Genomic DNA, 17,875 nt, shown 5'->3' on the forward strand with positions numbered 1-17,875 from the left:
ATCACCCCTCCAGCAGCGCGCGCGGCACTTTAAATACCGCCTTGCGCACGGTCATTGGCGCGTTCACCGCACACAGCGCCTGATGCGGTTCACCAGGCAGGAACACCGCAAAATCCCCGGTACGCAGGGTGATGCTCACCGGATGCACCGCGCCGGGAGCGATAAAGAGATCCGGCTTGCGCTCTTCGTCCCCCGCCTGAGCCAGCGACTGCATGCCAGCGTTAATGATCTCTTCACCCGCCAGCACCACCTGAATATCGGCCCACTGATGGTGATATTCTGTATGGCGCTCGGCCTGCGGCTGGGTCTGCGCCGGGCCGATATGGCAGAACCATGTACAGCCTTCCGGCTGCCAGCGTCCGTCATTCCGGGCAGTCAGCGCCGCCAGGGTGCACTCCGGACGACGGAGGATCTCACGGAGAGCGCAGGGCAGCCCTGCCAGCGGCAGGGCGTTAAGGTGACCGATAATCACTGTTGCGACTCCTTAACCCATTCCGGCGATACGCGCACATATTTGATCGCCTGACGGAAATAGGTGTAGGCGATATGCAGCGTGCCGTCGGAGCTCTGCTTGATGCTGGGATAGGAGAACTCACGGTTGAGCTTCTCCAGCGAGTTGTTGGTCATGCAGTAGCCGTCGCCTTCGTCGAGATTGCGCTGCCAGGGCCAGCTTTTCCCGCCGTCGTTGGAGATTGCCACCGTCATCGGCGCGCGCGGTGCGCCCCAGAACGCGGCGCGGCCATCGGTCACTTCCGGCTCTTTGCGCCCGTCGCCGTCGTCGATCTCGTCATACAGCGAGGCGCGGCGCTCCAGCGCCCCCGCCGCGCTCATGTGGTTAAACACCAGCGCCAGCTCGCCGCTCGCAAGGGTGGTGGCCTGAATCGACGAGTTGTTGTTCGGCAATTCAGTCGGCTCCGGCACCGACCAGCTTTCGCCGTTGTCCAGCGACTGGCTGAGGTAGATATTATCCGCCCAACGGCTGCGATAGAGCGCCACCAGATTGCCGTTTTTCAGCGCCGTGATGTTCATATGCACGCAGCCCAGGCTCTCCGGCACCTCGACATCGCGCCAGCTTTTCCCCTGATCTTCCGAGATTTTTACCGCGCTGATGTCGTCGTTACCTACCCATTTTTCGCCCGGCTTAGTGCGGCAGTAGAAGACCGGCAGCAGCCAGTTGCCGTTCTCCAGCACCACGATAGGCTGGCGAATAAAGGTGCCGGGCTTATCGAGCAGGGTGGCGATCTCCCCCCAGCTCTGGCCCAGATCCTCAGACTTGCGGTAGCGCACGATGGCGGTATCCTGGTTGCCGGAGATCTGCGCGGTCCACAGCAGCCACAGCACGTTGTCCGGGGCGAGGAACAGGACCGGGTTCTGCTCCGAGCGGCTGGCGTCGTCGGAGAGCTTCACCGCCGCGCTCCACTGATTGCTGCCGGGGGCCAGGCGCGACCCCCACACCGAAATATCAGCGATCCCTTCCTGGGTGCCGCCGAACCAGACGCACATCAGGGTGCCATCCGGCAGCGGCAGCAGATTGGCTGCGTGGTTCTGCGGGCAGGAAGAGGGCAGCATCGCTGTTTCCACGCGGGCATCCTCTGGCTGCGGGCGAACAATCCCGTCACGGGTTACGGTTACAGACATATCAGACTCCATTATGTTGAACAGGGGCAGGCGCTTTGCGATCCGCTTTATTAGGGATCAGTCGGTCGAGGACCATAATCACCGCCGGGGTGATCAGCGCGATGTACATATTGTTAATACCAAACGGGTCGCCCAGCAGATACCACAGCGAGGTCATCACGCAGGCACCAATCAGGCCAGCGTTGGCACCGCGGGTGCTTTTGAAGAACGGGGCGTAGAAGGCGATCACCGCCACCACCGAAATCGACAGACGAATGGCGCGGGTGAAGAACGACAGCTTCAGCACTTCCGGTACCAGCAGGACGAAGATCAGCGGCAGGAAGCCAATCAGCAGCGACAGCCAGCGGGTCGCTTTAAACTCCTGCTCCGGGGTGGGGTTGCGATATGGCACGTAGAAATCTTTCACCACCAGCGAAGCGATAGCCAGCGCCACGGTACTCACGCTGACAAAAATCGACGCCACAAGTGACGTTGTCACCAGACCGGCCAGCCACGGGTTCATGTCTTGCAGGAAGATTGGCATGGCGTAGAGGCTGTCGATCTCCGGGTGCAGATACTTCGCCGCCACGCCAATCACCGCAATCGCCAGGGCAATCGGCAGGCAGAAGAAGAAGGCGACCCAGGTGGAGCGTTTGGCCGACTTCACATCTTTAGTGGATGAAATAGCCTGGATAACGAACTGGGTACAGAAGATGGAGCCGATGGTGCCGATCAGCCAGGCGACAATGGTGCTGGCGCCGATGTTGCCATCCCAGGTCCAGTAGTAGCTCGGCATCTGCTCAATCATAGGCGTAAAGCCGCCGGTTTTAGAGAGCGCGAAGCCCATGATGATCAGGATGCCGAAATACTTCAGGGCGCTGTGCAGCAGCGTCACCCACGCTACCCCCTTCATGCCGCCAAAGGCGAAGTAGAAGGTACTGACAACCGCGGTAATAAAGGCTGCCACCGGCAGGTTGACCTTCAACACGGTGGAGATCGCCGCCGCGCCGGAGACATAGTTGCCGACGTTTACCAGCAGCAGGGCGTAGATCATGATGATGGAGATGATGTTTTTGGTGCTGTTGCCGTACTTTTCGGCAATCGCCCCGGAGATGGTGATTTTGCCGGTGTTATAGATGCGCTTCACCAGCAGCAGGCCGAACAGCGGGAAGCCGATGGCTGCGCCAATCACCGACCAGGAGGCGGCAAAACCATCCTCGAACGCCGCCTGGGCGGTCCCGATGGTGGACTTGGCACCGATATATTCAGACATCAGCAGGATCCCGACGATAAAGGCTGGCATCGCCCGGGAGCCTTCCATAAAATCACCGGTGTTTTTACTGCGTAACCGGAAGGTCAGCCAGGTGGTAAACAGGATGTAGACAATCACGATGCCTACGATGATCAGGGTATCTTCAGCGGTAAAATTGTTCATCTTTGCCTCTCTTCAGGGCGTAGGAAACCTGGGCACACCCGGTGCCCGGTATTCTTATGGACGAAATCAAACGCCGGTTACTGCAGTGACTTCGTCACTATCTGGCGGATCTGTTCAGTCTGTTGCGCATCGAAAGCCACCGCGTAGCGGCTTTCACCCACCTCTTCGCCCATCACCTGCAGCGCTTTTTTTACCGCCGCCGGAGAGAAGGCCACTTTATACAGATTCGTGCGCAGTTCAGTCACGCCATCCTGCGCCCGACGCGAGCCCTCAACATCGCCCGCATGGAAACGCGTCCAGATGGCGTTGATCGCCTCCGGCGCCACGTTCGCCAGCCCGGAAATACAAGCAGAGCAGCCCTCAACAAAGCCCTGATGGATGAGCGAATCGGGGCCGTTGAGCACGTCAAAATCGTCGATATCCGCTACGGCTTTCAGGAATCCGCTCAGGCTCTCGTAGCTGCCTGCGCTGTCCTTAATGCCGATGATGTTCGGGTGCGAAGCCAGCACCCGCGCGGTCTGCGGCTCAATGGTATTGCCGGTGCGCGCCGGGATGTTGTAGAGAAATACCGGCACCGTCAGGGCATCGGCGATGGCGGTGTAGTGGGCGATCAGTTCTGCCTGGGTCAGGGGAACAAACCATGGGGTGATCACCGAGACGGCATCCACGCCGAGGGTTTCAATTTGCTTGCCGAGACGAATAGTGGCGCGGGTGGAGATCTCCCCGATATGCGCCACCACCGGCGCACGCCCGGCGACCTCTTCTACGCAGGCGCGGGTGACGGCCACTTTTTCCTCTTCGGTCAGCACGAAAAACTCCCCGTTGGTGCCGCCACAGAAAATGCCGTTACCCGCCGCCAGCTGACGCTGGATCTGGCGTTTCAGCCCCGGCAGATGCAGGGCGCCGTCGTCCGTAAAGGGGGTGACGATCGCCGTCAGCACGCCTTCAATCTTGTTACGCATTATTCACTCCTTCGATATTAACGTTCGGGGAACAGGGTCTGGTAAATACCCTGTACCTCGGCATGGCTGACCTGACGCGGGGCGTTATTCATCAGGCGTTTTACGTTCAGGGCGGCATCGCTCAGGGAAGCGATATCATCCCGCGGGACGCCCAGCGTCTCGAGGTTGTCCGGTAAGTTCAGGCGGCGCACCAGGGCGGCAAACCACTCCACCAGCGCGTGGGATTTCGCTTCCATCGACAGGGAGGTATCGGCACCCGGCACCAGATCCCACACCTGGGCAAATTTTTTCACCGCGTCCGGGCGCACCACGCGCATGCAGGGCGCTAACAGGATGGCGTTCGCCACCCCATGCGGCAGGTGATATTTGCCGCCCAAGGGATAGGAAAGGGCATGCACCAGATGGGTTCCGGCATGGGCGATGGCTACGCCGCCGTAGTAGGACGCCCACAGCATTTCGAGCTTCGCCGCCAGGTTGTGCGGCTCGGCGCAGGCGGTTTCAATGTTATTGACCAGCTTGCGCAGACCAATCAGCGCTGCGTTATCGCTCACCGAATTCGCGACGGTGGCGGTAAAGCACTCGATCAGGTGGCACAGGGCGTCGATCCCGGTCGACGAGGCGATGTGCGGCGGCATGCTGGTGGTGAGTTCCGGCAGCAGCGCCACGTAATCGGGCAGCAGTACCGGGGAGATAATGCCGATTTTGGTGCTCTGCTCGGGAATGGCGAGGATCGCGTTTGGCGTGGCTTCGGAGCCGGTACCGGCGCTGGCGGGAATCAATAATGAAGCAAGGCGCTGGGTCGGTTTTTCACCTGCCAGCAGGGCGTCCAGCCCCGGCGAGGCCGGATGGCACAGCACGGAGAGCAGTTTCGCTACATCCAGTACGCTGCCGCCGCCTACGCCCACCACCAGATCAAAAGCGGTATCGTTGATGTCAGCCAGCAGAGCGTGAACGTCGTGATGGGTGGGCTCTGGCGGCACGCGCTCAATCACGCTGACGCTGCGGTTATCGGCTTCCAGCAGGGCGCGGATAGCGCGGGCGGCCTCCAGACGGGCGATATTACCGTCGGTGACCAGTAAAAGGCGCGACTTGCCTGCCAGCAGTGGCGCGAGGGCCGGGATCGCACCCGCACCGCTGATTATCGTACTGTTAATGGTTAACACATTGCTCTCCTGTTGCTGTGTCTGTGATTGATTTCGCTCAAAACAGGCAATCACAGTCATCGTGTCTCTAAATTTATAATTTATTCGCAAACCGAATAACTTGATCTTGCTCACATATAATCAATCATGATTGAATATAATCATTAACAGGAACGACGAACCTTTGAGGATGAACGTGAACAACCTGAACAGAGAGATCGTGGTGATCGCCGACGACTTTACCGGTGCCAACGATGCGGGGGTGAGCCTGGCGCTAAGCGGCAAAAAAGTCAGCGTGGCGTTTCAGACGCCTTTTACCGACGACACCGATGCGCTGGTTATTAATAGCGATAGCCGGGCGATGAAGGCATCAGAGGCGGCTGAAAAACTGACGCAGTATGCGACCGACGTTCACGCGGCCAAATGGCTGATTAAGAAAATTGACTCAACGCTTCGCGGCAACCCGGGCGCTGAAGTAGAGGCGCTGCTGAGGCTCAGCGGTAAGGGCCAGGCGATTATCGCCCCGGCATTTCCGGCGGCGGGGCGCACCACGCAAAACGGCGTCTGCCTGGTGAAGGGCGTACCGGTGACGGCGACCGAATTTGCCAGCGACCCGAAAACCCCGGTGCGCCACGCGCAGGTAGCTAAGGTGCTGGCGGAGCAAACCCGGCTTAAAAGCAGAGTGGTCACCCCGGCGGAACTTGCCACGGCGCTCGCGAGCGATGCGCGTCTGGTGATTGTGGATGCGAAGACCGACGCGGAGCTGGATCAGATTATCAACACGGCGTTTGCCTGCGATGAAAAGCCGCTGCTGGTGGGCTCTGCCGGGCTGTGCGATGCCCTGGCGCGCCGTCTTGCCACGCCGCGCCAGCTGCTGGCGGTTATCGGTTCGATGAGTGAAATTGCGCAAAAGCAGATCCAGCGCGTGCGCGGCCAGCACAATGTCAGCACGGTATTAATTGATATCAATGATGTGTTTAACGGGACGATGGCGGGATACCAGCAGCAGATCGCCCGGGCGCTTGCGGCAGGCCAGCACTGCGTGGTGCATACCTGCGCCGACATCCAGGCGCGGCATCAGATAGAGACGCTCTGCCAGCAGCGCGGATTAAGCCGCGCGGCGCTGGGGGAGACCATCAGCGCCTTTCTGGGTGCGCTGACGCGTAACGCGCTGGAGATCAGCCGCCCGGCGGCGCTCTATGTCTCCGGAGGCGACGTGGCGATGGCGGTTGCCAGCGCGCTCGACGCACAAGGTTTTGCCATTCGCGGACAAGTGGCGCAGTGCGTGCCGTTTGGTCGATTTTTGGGTTGTCGCTGGCAGGGGCCAGTCATGACCAAAGCGGGCGGTTTTGGTACTGAAACCACGCTGCTTGAGGTTTTGCATTTTATCGAGGAGAAGATGAGTGACTAATATCATTGCTGTAACGATGGGTGACCCGGCGGGCATCGGCCCGGAAATCATTATCAAATCCCTGACCGAGGGTGAGCTCTCCGGCGCGCCTGTCGTGGTGGTGGGTTGCGCCCGCACCCTGCAACGTGTGCTGGAAAAAGGTATCACCGCGCCGGCAGAGTTACGTGTGATTACCCGCGTCAGCGAGGCGCAGTTTGGCCCGGCGATCATTAACGTGCTGGATGAGCCGCTGGCGGAGCCCGAAGCGTTACAGCCAGGCGTCGTGCAGGCGCAGGCGGGGGATCTGGCCTACCGCTGCGTGCGTCGCGCCACCGAGCTGGCGATGGCGGGGGAAGTGAAAGCCATTGCCACCGCGCCGCTGAACAAAGAGGCGCTGCATCTGGCGGGCCATCACTACCCCGGCCATACCGAACTGCTGGCTCACCTGACCGACAGCAAAGATTACGCCATGGTGCTCTATACCGATCAGCTGAAGGTGATCCACATCACCACCCACATCGCGTTGCGCAAATTCCTTGATACCCTCAACCAGGATCGGGTAAAAACCGTGATTGGCATTGCCGATACCTTCCTTAAGCGGGTGGGCTTCACCAATCCGCGTATTGCGGTGGCCGGGGTTAACCCGCACGCCGGGGAGAACGGTCTGTTTGGTGACGAAGAGATCAAGATTGTCGGCCCGGCGGTGGAAGCGATGAAGGCGAAGGGGCTGAATGTGTTCGGGCCGTGTCCGCCGGATACGGTATTTATGCAGTGCCACGAAGGCATGTACGACATAGTGGTGGCGATGTATCACGATCAGGGCCATATTCCGTTAAAATTACTCGGTTTTTATGACGGGGTGAACATCACCGCCGGGCTGCCGTTTATCCGTACTTCCGCTGACCACGGCACCGCATTTGACATTGCGTGGACAGGTAAAGCGAAGTCTGAGAGCATGACGGTTTCTATCCAGTTAGCGATGCAAATCACACGGGAATAATATGAAGGGATATAGCCGGTTAGAACAGATAATGGACTACCTGAAAGGGCACAATCTGGTGACAGTGGATCAGCTGGTGGCGGCAACGGATGCCTCGCCTGCGACCATCCGCCGGGATCTGATTAAGCTCGATCAGGAGGGGGTCATCAGCCGCACCCACGGTGGCGTGACCCTGAACCGGTTTATCCCTTCCCAGCCCACTACCAGTGAAAAGATGCAGCGCAGCCTGGCGGAGAAACACGCCATCGCCTGCGCCGCCGCCAGTTTTGTTAAAGCCGGTGACGCGGTGGTGCTCGATGCGGGAACCACCATGATTGAACTCGCGCGCCAGCTTACCCATCTGCCGCTGCGCGTCATCACCAGCGATCTGCATATCGCCCTGTTTCTGTCAGAGTTTAAGCAGATCGAGGTGACGATCATTGGCGGGCGCATCGACGATTCCAGCCAGTCCTGCATTGGCGAGCACGGTCGCCGCCTGCTGCAGAACGTCTGGCCGGATATCGCCTTTGTCAGCTGTAACGGCTGGGATCTGGAGCGCGGCATTACCTCGCCGACAGAAGAGAAAGCGGCCCTGAAGCGCGATCTGATTGCCAACGCCCGACGCCGCGTACTGCTCGCCGACAGCACGAAATATGGCGCCTGGTCGCTGTTTAATGTGGCGCACCTCAACTCCCTGACCGATATCGTCACCGATAAACGGTTGGACGAGGAGGTGCAGCAGACCTTAAGCCAGCTGGATGCCACCCTGACCTTAGCCCCTTAAGGCTCAGGGCAGGCGGGCGATATTGGCCTTAATCACCTCTACCGAATGGCGGAACTTCTGCTGCTCCTCTTCCGCCAGTTTTAATTCAATGATCTGCTGGACGCCGCTCTGGGCCAGCACCGCGGGCACGCCAATCGCTACCCCATCAACGCCATACTCACCCTCCAGAATGCAGGAGATCGCCAGCGCCCGGTGGCTGCCGGTGAAGATATTGCGGCAGATTTCAGCGATGGTGGCGGCGATGCCGTACTCCGTGCAGCCCTTGCGGGCGTAAATCTCAAAGCCCTGTTTGCGCACGCGTTCGGCCAGCTCGTCAAAATCCAGCGTCTGGCCGGTATGGCGTTGATATACCTCGGCAATGGGTGAGCCATATACCGACGAATGGGACCAGACCGGGAACTGCGTATCGCCATGCTCGCCGAGGATAAAGGCGTCGATGCTCTGGGCGCCGATATCCAGCGCCTGCGCCAGGGTCCGCCGCAGACGGGTGGTATCCAGCCAGACGCCGGTGCCGATCACCTGATTACGCGGCAGGCCGGAGAGCTGCCACACCTGCCAGGTAATGATGTCGCATGGGTTGGTGGCAATCAGAAAGATGCCGTTAAAGCCGCCCGCCATCATCTGCGGAACAATATTCTTCACAATGCTGGCCGTGGCGTTCAACTCATCCAGCCGCGTCTGTCCCGGTTTGAGGGCGCCGCCGGAGACGGTGATCACCGCGATATCCACATCGGCACAGTCGCTCGCCTCGCGGGTGGAGATACTCATCATGCCGGGCATATAGGCGGCAGCATCCGCCAGGTCCCAGGCGTGGCCTTCACTGCGCGGCTGGTTGATATCCACCAGCAGTAGCTCTTCGCAGATATTCTGGTTCAGCAGGGCGTAGGCAGCGGAGGTGCCGACGTTTCCGGCCCCGATAATCATCACTTTGCGGGCTTTGGTGTTCATTGTTTTCCTGAGATGTTAACCGTGACTGTGCCCAAACTTACGCCGCAGTCGCGGGAGGCGCAATGGTCAGGCGCAGCTATAAGTTAAAAATATGCCGTTGCGTTTGTCGGCCAGCGTTATGGTGGAGAAAAACGACAAAAGGAGCCTGCCATGTATTCCATCACCTCTGAATCGCCCGCCCATCCGGATATCACCACCCTGATTGCCGCCCTGGACCGTTACCAGAGCGCGCTCTATCCGGCAGAGAGCAATCATCTGCTGGATCTGACCGGGTTGCCCGACCATGCGCTGATAATGATGGTGATCCGCGATCGCCAGCTTAACGCCGTCGGCTGCGGAGCGATCGTGCTGAACGGCGACGGTAGCGGCGAGATGAAGCGGGTCTATATCGATCCGACCCATCGCGGACAGCAATTGGGTGAAAAGCTGCTGGCGGCGCTGGAAGATGAAGCGCAAAGCCGGAGCTGCCACACCCTGCGGCTGGAGACGGGGATCAAACAGCTTCCGGCCATCCGGCTCTATGAACGCTGTGGCTACCAGCGGTGCGAGGCGTTTCCTCCCTATGCCCCCGATCCCCTGAGCCTGTTTATGGAGAAGATGCTGGTGGCTGACCTTCGTTTAGCAGCGCTATAAACGCCTCCAGTTGCCGGGTCATCGCGCCCCGGCGCCATACCAGCCAGGTGGTGAGCCAGCGCCAGTTTTCCGCCAGCGGCCAGGCGGCCACCTGGTGATGTCCGGGCATACTTTCCAGCATTGAACGGGGCATCAGCGCAATGCCCGCCCCGGCAATGACGCAGGCCAGCATCCCGTGATAGGACTCCATTTCGTGGATGCGCCCCGGCGTGGCGCGATCCGCATGAAACCAGCTCTCGAAATGGCGGCGGTAGGAGCAGTTGGCGCGAAAGGCATAGATATCGTGCCCGCTGATGTCGGCGGCCCGCGCAACCTCTGGATGCCCGGCAGGCACCACCAGCATCATCTCCTCCCGGTAGACCGGCATGCCCTCCAGCTCCGGGTGGTTTAATGGCCCGTCCACAAAGGCCGCGCTCAGCGTCCCTTCCAGTACCCCGTCAATCATTGTCCCCGAAGGGCCGGTCGCCAGCGCAAACTGAATGCGCGGGTAGCGCTGGTTAAACTGCGCCAGCGAGGCCGGGATACGTACCGCCGCGGTGCTCTCCAGCGACCCGAGGGTAAACAGCCCCTGGGGTTCATCACCGGCCACCACCATCCGCGCCTCATCCACCAGGGCGAGGATCTGTCGGCTATAGCGTAAAAAATTATGCCCTGCGGGGGAGAGGCGCAGCCGCTGGTTCTCGCGGATGAACAGCGCCACGCCGAGGTCGGCTTCCAGCTGTTTGATGCGGGTGGTCAGGTTTGAGGGCACGCGATGCACTTTCTGCGCGGCCTGGGTAATGCTGCCGGTCTGGGCGACGGCGTTAAACATCTCCAGTTGGGTCAGATCCATAATGTTCTCGATTCGTGAATAAGGTGGTTATTATTATTCATTTTTAAGAAATAGCAGATCGCGCCATACTATCGCAACTGTTAATACACGGAGCCGATCATGACGACACCTTCTGCTACCCATGCCCTGTCCATTAACCCGGCAAACGGCGAAACCCTGGCCGTCTGGCCCTGGGCGACCGCTACCGAGGTTGAACAAGCCCTTGCACAGACCGATACCGCTTTTCGCCAGTGGCGCAGCGTGCCGGTGGCGGCGCGTGCGCAAAAGCTACGCGATCTGGGCGCCGCGCTGCGCAACCGTGGCGAAGAGATGGCGCAGATGATCACGCGCGAAATGGGCAAACCCATCGCCCAGGCGCGCGGGGAGGTGGCGAAATCCGCCGGTCTCTGCGACTGGTATGCTGAACATGGCCCGGCCATGCTTAATACCGAGGCAACCCAGGTGGCGGACGCGGTGATTGAGTATCGCCCGCTGGGGCCAGTGCTGGCGGTGATGCCGTGGAACTTCCCGCTCTGGCAGGTGCTCCGTGGCGCGGTACCGATTATCCTGGCGGGCAACAGCTATCTGCTGAAACATGCCCCGAACGTGCTGGGCGCCGCGAACCTGATTGAAGCGATCTTCAACGACGCCGGATTCCCGCAGGGGGTGTTTGGTCAGCTGAACGCCACTAACGACGGGGTGAGCCAGATGATCGCCGATCCGCGCATTGCGGCGGTCACCGTGACCGGCAGCCTGCGTGCCGGGGCCGCCATTGGCGCCCAGGCCGGGGCCGCGCTGAAAAAATGCGTCCTTGAACTGGGGGGTTCCGATCCCTTTATTGTCCTCAACGATGCCGACCTGGATCTGGCGGTGAAAGCGGCGGTGACCGGGCGCTATCAGAATACCGGGCAGGTGTGTGCGGCAGCCAAGCGCTTTATCGTCGAGGCGGGTGTTGCCGATGAGTTTAGCCGTCGCTTTGTCGAGGCCACCGCGGCGCTGAAGATGGGCGCGCCTGAAAACGAAGAGAACTATCTCGGCCCGATGGCGCGTTTCGATCTGCGCGACGAGCTGCATCAGCAGGTTCAGGCGACGCTGGCCGAAGGGGCGACCCTGTTGCTGGGCGGCGAAAAGGTAGCGGGGGCAGGGAACTACTATGCGCCGACCGTGCTGGGCAATGTCACCCCAGCGATGACTGCGTTTCGTCAGGAGTTGTTTGGTCCGGTAGCGGCGATTAGCGTAGCAACCGATGCCGAACACGCGCTTGCCCTGGCTAACGACAGCGATTTTGGGCTTTCGGCGACGGTCTTTACCGCCAGTGCAGAGCTGGCCGACCGCTTTGCCCGCCAGCTTGAATGCGGCGGGGTGTTTATCAACGGCTACAGCGCCAGCGACGCCCGCGTGGCGTTCGGCGGGGTGAAGAAGAGCGGCTTTGGCCGGGAGTTGTCACACTTTGGCCTGCATGAGTTCTGTAATGTGCAGACGGTGTGGAAAGACCGGGTTTAACTTTGAGCCCATTGTTCCGCCGGGTGGCGCTGCGCTTACCCGGCCTGCAAAACCTGCAGGCCCGCGCAAGCGAAGCGCCGCCGGGCGCTGCAGGATTTGACGTTGAGTCCGTATTCTTGCCGGGTGGCGCTGCGCTTACCCGGCCTACAAAACCTGTAGGCCCGCGCAAGCAAAGCGCCGCCGGGCGTCTGTCATCATTCTGAAATAGTTCTGTCATTTTCACTGCGTAGACTCGCCCACGTCTAAGTCATTGTTAATGAAGAAATCATGAACTTAATGCAAATTTTTCGCCGCATTACTCCCCGGCAGTTTGGTTTGTTGGCGGGGATCTTCTGTATCATCGGCCTCTTTTCCGCGTTGCAAATCTCTTCATCGGTTTTACTTTCCGTCTCCCTGCGCGATGCCCAGCGCAACGAACAGCGCAATCAGATGGCCTGGCTGCAACAGGCAAAGGTCGATCAGGCCCGCATCTCGTTGCTGGCGGCAAGCGATCTGCTTAACCGCGCGGGGGTTTATTTTATGCAGGATAAAGAGACCGGATCCGACGGCAGCTGGCACAGCCTGATGGACGAAGCGCAACAGGCGCTACGTGATTCCCAGCAGGCCTGGCAGGCGTGGCAGGCAATGAACCCGCCGCAGGATGAAGCACTGCTCAATAGCTACCAGTTGTTTTTCGACGCTATCCGTGAGCAGGCCGACGGGCTGGTCAACGGTCAGTCGATCGATGCCTTTTTTGCCGTTCCTGCCCAGGCATTTCAGGCAGATTTTAATGACAACTATGCCCGCTATCAGCAGGCGAGCGCCCAGCGCGCCACGGAGGGGCGACAGCGGCTGACCGCCAGCCTGTCCGACCTGCAATCGCTGTTCCTGCTGGCCCCGGTTGTCCTGCTGGGGATTGCGGTTGCGGTGTGGTTTGCCATGTCCCGCTGGGTGATCGTCCCGCTGCGTCGCCTTATCGCCCATATTAATTTGCTGGCGGCGGGGGATCTCTCTTCGCCGCTACCCACCGTGACCCGGTTTAACCGCGAGATTGCGCAACTGGGCGGTAGCGTGGAGACGCTGCAACAGGGCCTGCAACAGCTGGTGACCCAGGTCAGCGAGGCGACCACCTCGATGGTGACCAATATTGGCTCGCTGGCGCAGGGCAATCAGGATCTCTATCAGCAGTCTGCGCGTCAGGCGCAGGAGTTGAAAGAGGTGACCGCGCATATTGCCGCGCTGGAAACCCACGTCGAGGGAAACAGCGGCTACGCAAAACTGGCAAGCTCACGGGCGGACGAGGCGCGGGAGATGGCGGCAGGGGGAGACCGGATGATGGAGACGGTCAATGCCTCGATGGCGGCCATCGTGGAGCGCTCTTCGGAGATGCGCGGCATTGTGGCAATCATCGATAATGTGGCGTTCCAGACCAACATTCTGGCGCTGAACGCGGCCATTGAAGCGGCCCACGCTGGCAACCAGGGGCGTGGATTCGCCGTGGTGGCGCGGGAGGTGGGCCTGCTGGCGCGTAAAAGCAGCCACTCGACCCAGACCATCCAGCAGCTGATCAACCACTCGTTGCAGGGCATTGAGGATGGCTCGAAAGCCGTCACCCGGCTGGAGGATAACCTCCAGCAGGTGATTGGCCTGGTGGGTAATCTTTGCAGTCTGCTGAATGAGATCTCCGTTGCCACCCTCAGCCAGGGCGAGAGTATTCACCGTATGACCAGCCAGCTTCAGGCGCTGAACCAAGTGGCTCGCCAGACCGATGCGCTGGTCAATACCGCCTCCGAAGCCTCCCAACGGCTGCACGATGAATCGGGCCTGCTGTTGCAGGCCGTCTCGCGGTTCCGACTGCCTGCCTGACGCCATCCATAAGCCTCTGTTATACTCGCAGGCCGTTTTTGGCCTGTGAGCAAGGAGCAACCGATGGCTGCGAACATCAATAATCAGATGCTGGACGCCATTCTGGCGCAAGTACGCCCCCTGTTGGGCAAGGGTAAAGTTGCCGATTACATCCCGGCGCTGGCCTCGGTCAATGGCAACAAACTCGGCATTGCCATCACTACGGTGGACGGGCAGCACTTTCAGGCCGGTGATGCCACCGAGCGTTTTTCCATTCAGTCGATTTCGAAAGTCCTGAGCCTGGTGGCGGCGATGCGTCAGTATGACGAGGATGAGATCTGGCAGCGGGTAGGGAAAGATCCCTCTGGTCAGCCGTTCAATTCGCTGTTGCAGCTGGAGATCGAACAGGGCAAACCGCGTAATCCGTTTATTAACGCCGGGGCGCTGGTGGTGTGCGACATGCTGCAAAGCCGCCTGAGCGCACCGCGTCAGAGGATGCTGGAGATCGTGCGTCAGCTCTCCGGAGTAAGCGATATCGGCTACGATTCCGCCGTTGCCCGTTCGGAGTTTGAACACTCGGCGCGCAATGCGGCGATCGCCTGGCTGATGAAATCGTTCGGCAATTTCCATAACGACGTGCCTACAGTGCTACAAAACTACTTCCACTACTGCGCCCTGAAGATGAACTGTGTCGAACTGGCAAAAACGTTTCTTTTTCTGGCTGCTCAGGGTTATGCCCCGCATCTCTCAGAGCCCGTTGTTACGCCGATGCAGGCCCGGCAGGTCAATGCGTTGATGGCGACAAGCGGGATGTATCAGAACGCCGGTGAGTTCGCCTGGCGGGTGGGGCTGCCTGCCAAATCGGGGGTAGGTGGTGGGGTAGTGGCGATCGTGCCACACGAGATGGCGATTGCGGTCTGGAGCCCTGAACTGGACGACGCGGGGAACTCCCTGGCGGGCGTCACGGCGCTGGAACACCTGACTCAGCAGCTGGGGCGTTCAGTCTATTAAGCACTGCCTGTGCCGTCACGCTGACGGCGCAATTGATAAGCACTGCTAACTGGAAGATGATAGTTATCCCCTTAATGTGATATACATTAATCCCAAACTTTTAACATTCATCCGCGTGGATGTGTATTCAATGTTAAAAGCAAACCTATGGATTGATATTGCATGTCTTCTGCTCACGCCAGAACATTCACACTTTTTCAGCCGCACAGTCCGTTCCGAAACGCGGCGGGAATAGTGGTATTGACCACGCTGTTCTATTTTATCGGCGCGCAGCTTCGTCTGATGGAGTCGCTGTCGATGTTCTGGCCGCTGAATGGCGTGATGGCAGGGGTGTTTGCCCGCTACGCTTACCTGAACCGGCCTCGCTATTACGTGATGTCCTATATCGCCATGCTGGTATACGACGCCATCACCACCGACTGGGGCATCTCCTCGCTGGGCATTAACCTCTCGAATATGGTGTTTATTGTCACCGTAGCCCTGTTGGTCCAGCGCGACAAGCAACTGAAAAACCGCACCCCGGATCCGGTGAATGCCCTGCGGCTGTTTAACTATTGTCTGCTGGCTGCGCTGCTGAGCGCCCTGCTCGGGGCGGCGGTGGCGGGCGGGGTGGACAGTCGCGCCTTCTGGCCGCTGGTCGCCGACTGGTTTAGCGAACAGTTTTCTACCGGGGTATTGATTGTCCCCTGTATGCTGACCATGACCTGGCCCACGTTCAACCGGGCCATACGTGCCAGTCATTTGATGCCGGTGGTGTTACTGATTATCTCGGTGATGGCCTCGGTCGCAATCGGTGGGGCCGGTGCGCTGGCGTTTCCGCTGCCGGCGCTGATCTGGTGCGCGGTACGCTATTCGCTGCCGGCAACCTGTCTGTTGACCTTTGTCACCGGGACGGTGGAGATCACCCTGATTGGCAACTCCATCATCACCATCGTGGCAACCACGCCGCTGACAACCCCGATGATGTTCTCTGCCCGCCTGGGGATCGCCACCCTGGCAATCTGCCCGGTTATGGTCTCGGTCAGCATGGCGGCGATCAATTCTCTGATCCGCCAGGTTTCCCTGCGTGCCGATTACGACTATCTGACTCAGGTTTACTCCCGCTCCGGGCTGTATGAGGCGCTCAAAAATGTTGAAGGGAAGCGCAAAAGCCCGCGGCTGACCGTCATGCTGCTGGATATCGACTATTTCAAAAGCATCAACGACAACTATGGTCACGAGTGTGGCGATACCGTTCTGGCCGCTTTTGCGCGCAAAGTGCAGGAGACGGTAGGTAACGCAGGGCTGGTGGCGCGAATGGGCGGCGAAGAGTTTGCCGTGGTGGTTAACTCCGCTTCAGCCGGACAGGCATACGCTCTGGCGGAGCGTATTCGTACCACGGTTGAACAACATCCCTTTAACTGGCGGGGGCAGACGCTGTTTTTAACCGTCAGTATTGGTCTGGGCAGCGGAAGGTCGGAGCCGTCACAGCTCACAGAGGTATTTAATCGTCTGATGACTGAAGCGGATGATTATCTCTATCGCTCGAAAAAAGCAGGTCGAAATCGTACCAGCGCCCGAATGACAGAGATAAAAACTACCGAACAGGCGGTAGCGCCTTCGGAACAGCTGTAATCGTTTGCCAGGGCGCGACGAGGCCCTTCACCATATATTCACGAAACTGATAAATGCCTTGATACAAAATTTCAACGTCAATAATATAAAAGGGTGATTATATCGGAAAAATCGTGTGATGAACGGAACTGACAGACTCAGTAAATCCCCTCGCGTGCCTGGCAGTCGGTTTATCAAACGCATGTATCTGATGCGAATGCTTGGAACCTTCCTCTGCTTTATTCCTATCCTTTCCGTCCTGCTGGAACAGCAACGTTCCGTCTGGCTTATGGGATTGCTGGCTCTCAACGCCTTTGTCTGGCCAACTTTGGCCTGGTGGCGCGCCCGGCGTTCTTCGACGCCGCTCCTTACCGAACATCAGAACCTGGTTTTAGACGCCGGGGCAGGCGGCTTCTGGATCGCCATGATGGCGGTCAATCCGCTGCCTTCCGTCGCCATTGCCACTATCTTACTTGCCGACCGGCTGGCGGCGGGTGGCTTCCCGTTGATGAAAAAGGCCGGGGCGGTGATGGTGGCGGTCTTTATGGGGAGCTGGCTGTCGCAGGGAATGGCGCTGGTGCCGTGGGTGTCGCAGCGCACTCTTTATGCCACGCTGCCGTTGATTGCTATCTATACCGTGGCGCTGAGCGTGCTCACCAACAGTATCGCCGTGCGGCTGCGCTTTAAATCACGCGAGCTGGAGCGCATTGCGATGATGGACCCGCTGCTGGACATTGCCAACCGGCGTCTGCTGGAGGAGCGTATCGATCATGAGCTGCATAAACTGCAGCAAACCTGCCACGATTCGGCGCTGATGTTTATCGATATCGATAACTTTAAAGAGGTCAACGATCGCTACGGCCACAAGGTAGGGGATATGCTTTTAGTGACAGTGTCACAAATCTTGCATATCGCCAGCCGTCAGAGCGACACCCCGGCGCGACTGGGCGGGGACGAGTTTGTGATCCTGCTGCCGGATACCACCCTCGACGAAGCGCGAGTGGTCGCTACCCGCATTATGGATGCGGCAGCGGTTATCGGTGACGTCGCGGAAGAAGCAGTCCACTGCACAATGAGTATTGGCATTGCCTGCGCCACCCGGGAGATGGGAAATGTTACAGACTGGTTACAGGCTGCCGACGCCGCACTGTATCAGGCTAAACGCGATGGTAAAAACCGCATTTTTGCCCACTGACCCGCCTCAGGATGCGCTAAGCTTTTAAAAAGCCTGACGTACGGAGCC

17 protein-coding genes are annotated in these 17,875 nt (G+C 59.4%); 10 read left to right on the forward strand and 7 right to left on the reverse strand.

The window, feature by feature from the left end; genetic code table 11:
* Position 1 precedes the first annotated feature (1 nt).
* The 5 genes from GNG26_RS10845 to GNG26_RS10865 all read right to left on the reverse strand — a co-directional run bounded on the left by GNG26_RS10845 (position 2) and on the right by GNG26_RS10865 (position 5,177).
* Positions 2–472 (reverse strand): YhcH/YjgK/YiaL family protein, encoded by a 471-nt coding sequence (locus GNG26_RS10845; RefSeq protein WP_156238674.1) that lies wholly within the window; start codon positions 470–472, stop codon positions 2–4.
* Positions 469–1,638, reverse strand: coding sequence for an exo-alpha-sialidase (locus GNG26_RS10850; RefSeq protein ID WP_156238675.1), 1,170 nt, complete (start codon positions 1,636–1,638; stop codon positions 469–471). Before GNG26_RS10850 ends, GNG26_RS10845 begins: the two co-directional genes overlap by 4 nt.
* Position 1,639: 1 nt before the next feature.
* Positions 1,640–3,052 carry a sodium:solute symporter family protein gene (locus GNG26_RS10855; RefSeq protein ID WP_114315007.1) on the reverse strand — a complete coding sequence of 471 codons (1,413 nt, stop codon included), beginning with the start codon at positions 3,050–3,052 and terminating at the stop codon, positions 1,640–1,642.
* A gap of 77 nt (positions 3,053–3,129) precedes the next feature.
* Positions 3,130–4,014, reverse strand: coding sequence for a dihydrodipicolinate synthase family protein (locus GNG26_RS10860; protein ID WP_156238676.1), 885 nt, complete (start codon positions 4,012–4,014; stop codon positions 3,130–3,132).
* A gap of 17 nt (positions 4,015–4,031) precedes the next feature.
* Complete coding sequence (locus GNG26_RS10865; protein WP_156238677.1) at positions 4,032–5,177, reverse strand: iron-containing alcohol dehydrogenase; 1,146 nt, start codon at positions 5,175–5,177, stop codon at positions 4,032–4,034.
* Between the two features lie 169 nt (positions 5,178–5,346).
* Here GNG26_RS10865 and GNG26_RS10870 point away from each other — a divergent pair, with 169 nt between their 5' ends.
* The 3 genes from GNG26_RS10870 to GNG26_RS10880 are packed head-to-tail and all read left to right on the forward strand — an operon-like array spanning position 5,347 to position 8,309.
* Positions 5,347–6,567 (forward strand): four-carbon acid sugar kinase family protein, encoded by a 1,221-nt coding sequence (locus GNG26_RS10870; protein WP_156238678.1) that lies wholly within the window; start codon positions 5,347–5,349, stop codon positions 6,565–6,567.
* Positions 6,560–7,546: a D-threonate 4-phosphate dehydrogenase gene (locus GNG26_RS10875; protein WP_156238679.1), complete on the forward strand. Its 987-nt coding sequence runs from the start codon at positions 6,560–6,562 to the stop codon at positions 7,544–7,546. Before GNG26_RS10870 ends, GNG26_RS10875 begins: the two co-directional genes overlap by 8 nt.
* A gap of 1 nt (position 7,547) precedes the next feature.
* A complete protein-coding gene (locus GNG26_RS10880; RefSeq protein ID WP_156238680.1) occupies positions 7,548–8,309 on the forward strand; it encodes a DeoR/GlpR family DNA-binding transcription regulator in 762 nt (253 codons plus the stop codon).
* 3 nt (positions 8,310–8,312) lie between these two features.
* Here the strand turns inward: GNG26_RS10880 and GNG26_RS10885 are convergent, their stop codons facing one another.
* On the reverse strand, positions 8,313–9,257 hold the full coding sequence (locus GNG26_RS10885) for an L-lactate dehydrogenase (protein ID WP_156238681.1): 945 nt from the start codon (positions 9,255–9,257) through the stop codon (positions 8,313–8,315).
* 150 nt (positions 9,258–9,407) lie between these two features.
* Between GNG26_RS10885 and GNG26_RS10890 the strand changes: the two genes are divergently transcribed.
* Entirely contained in the window at positions 9,408–9,890 is a 483-nt protein-coding gene (locus GNG26_RS10890; RefSeq protein ID WP_103824432.1) for a GNAT family N-acetyltransferase, read from the forward strand.
* Here the strand turns inward: GNG26_RS10890 and GNG26_RS10895 are convergent.
* Positions 9,844–10,722 carry a LysR family transcriptional regulator gene (locus tag GNG26_RS10895; protein WP_103824431.1) on the reverse strand — a complete coding sequence of 293 codons (879 nt, stop codon included), beginning with the start codon at positions 10,720–10,722 and terminating at the stop codon, positions 9,844–9,846. The genes GNG26_RS10890 and GNG26_RS10895 overlap by 47 nt on opposite strands.
* Positions 10,723–10,821: 99 nt before the next feature.
* Between GNG26_RS10895 and sad the strand changes: the two genes are divergently transcribed.
* The 6 genes from sad to GNG26_RS10925 all read left to right on the forward strand — a co-directional run bounded on the left by sad (position 10,822) and on the right by GNG26_RS10925 (position 17,827).
* Entirely contained in the window at positions 10,822–12,204 is a 1,383-nt protein-coding gene (gene sad / locus GNG26_RS10900) for a succinate-semialdehyde dehydrogenase (RefSeq protein ID WP_156238682.1), read from the forward strand.
* A gap of 2 nt (positions 12,205–12,206) precedes the next feature.
* Positions 12,207–12,407 carry a hypothetical protein gene (locus GNG26_RS10905; protein ID WP_156238683.1) on the forward strand — a complete coding sequence of 67 codons (201 nt, stop codon included), beginning with the start codon at positions 12,207–12,209 and terminating at the stop codon, positions 12,405–12,407.
* Between the two features lie 64 nt (positions 12,408–12,471).
* On the forward strand, positions 12,472–14,049 hold the full coding sequence (locus tag GNG26_RS10910; protein WP_103824429.1) for a methyl-accepting chemotaxis protein: 1,578 nt from the start codon (positions 12,472–12,474) through the stop codon (positions 14,047–14,049).
* Between the two features lie 63 nt (positions 14,050–14,112).
* The gene (glsB, locus tag GNG26_RS10915; RefSeq protein WP_156238684.1) at positions 14,113–15,039 is read left to right on the forward strand and encodes a glutaminase B; all 927 of its coding nucleotides are present in this window, start codon (positions 14,113–14,115) and stop codon (positions 15,037–15,039) included.
* Between the two features lie 162 nt (positions 15,040–15,201).
* Entirely contained in the window at positions 15,202–16,653 is a 1,452-nt protein-coding gene (locus GNG26_RS10920; protein WP_156238685.1) for a GGDEF domain-containing protein, read from the forward strand.
* Between the two features lie 181 nt (positions 16,654–16,834).
* Positions 16,835–17,827 (forward strand): sensor domain-containing diguanylate cyclase, encoded by a 993-nt coding sequence (locus tag GNG26_RS10925; RefSeq protein ID WP_156240170.1) that lies wholly within the window; start codon positions 16,835–16,837, stop codon positions 17,825–17,827.
* Positions 17,828–17,875: the final 48 nt, after the last annotated feature.

It is taken from the genome of Leclercia sp. J807 (assembly GCF_009734465.1).
GTDB lineage: Bacteria > Pseudomonadota > Gammaproteobacteria > Enterobacterales > Enterobacteriaceae > Enterobacter.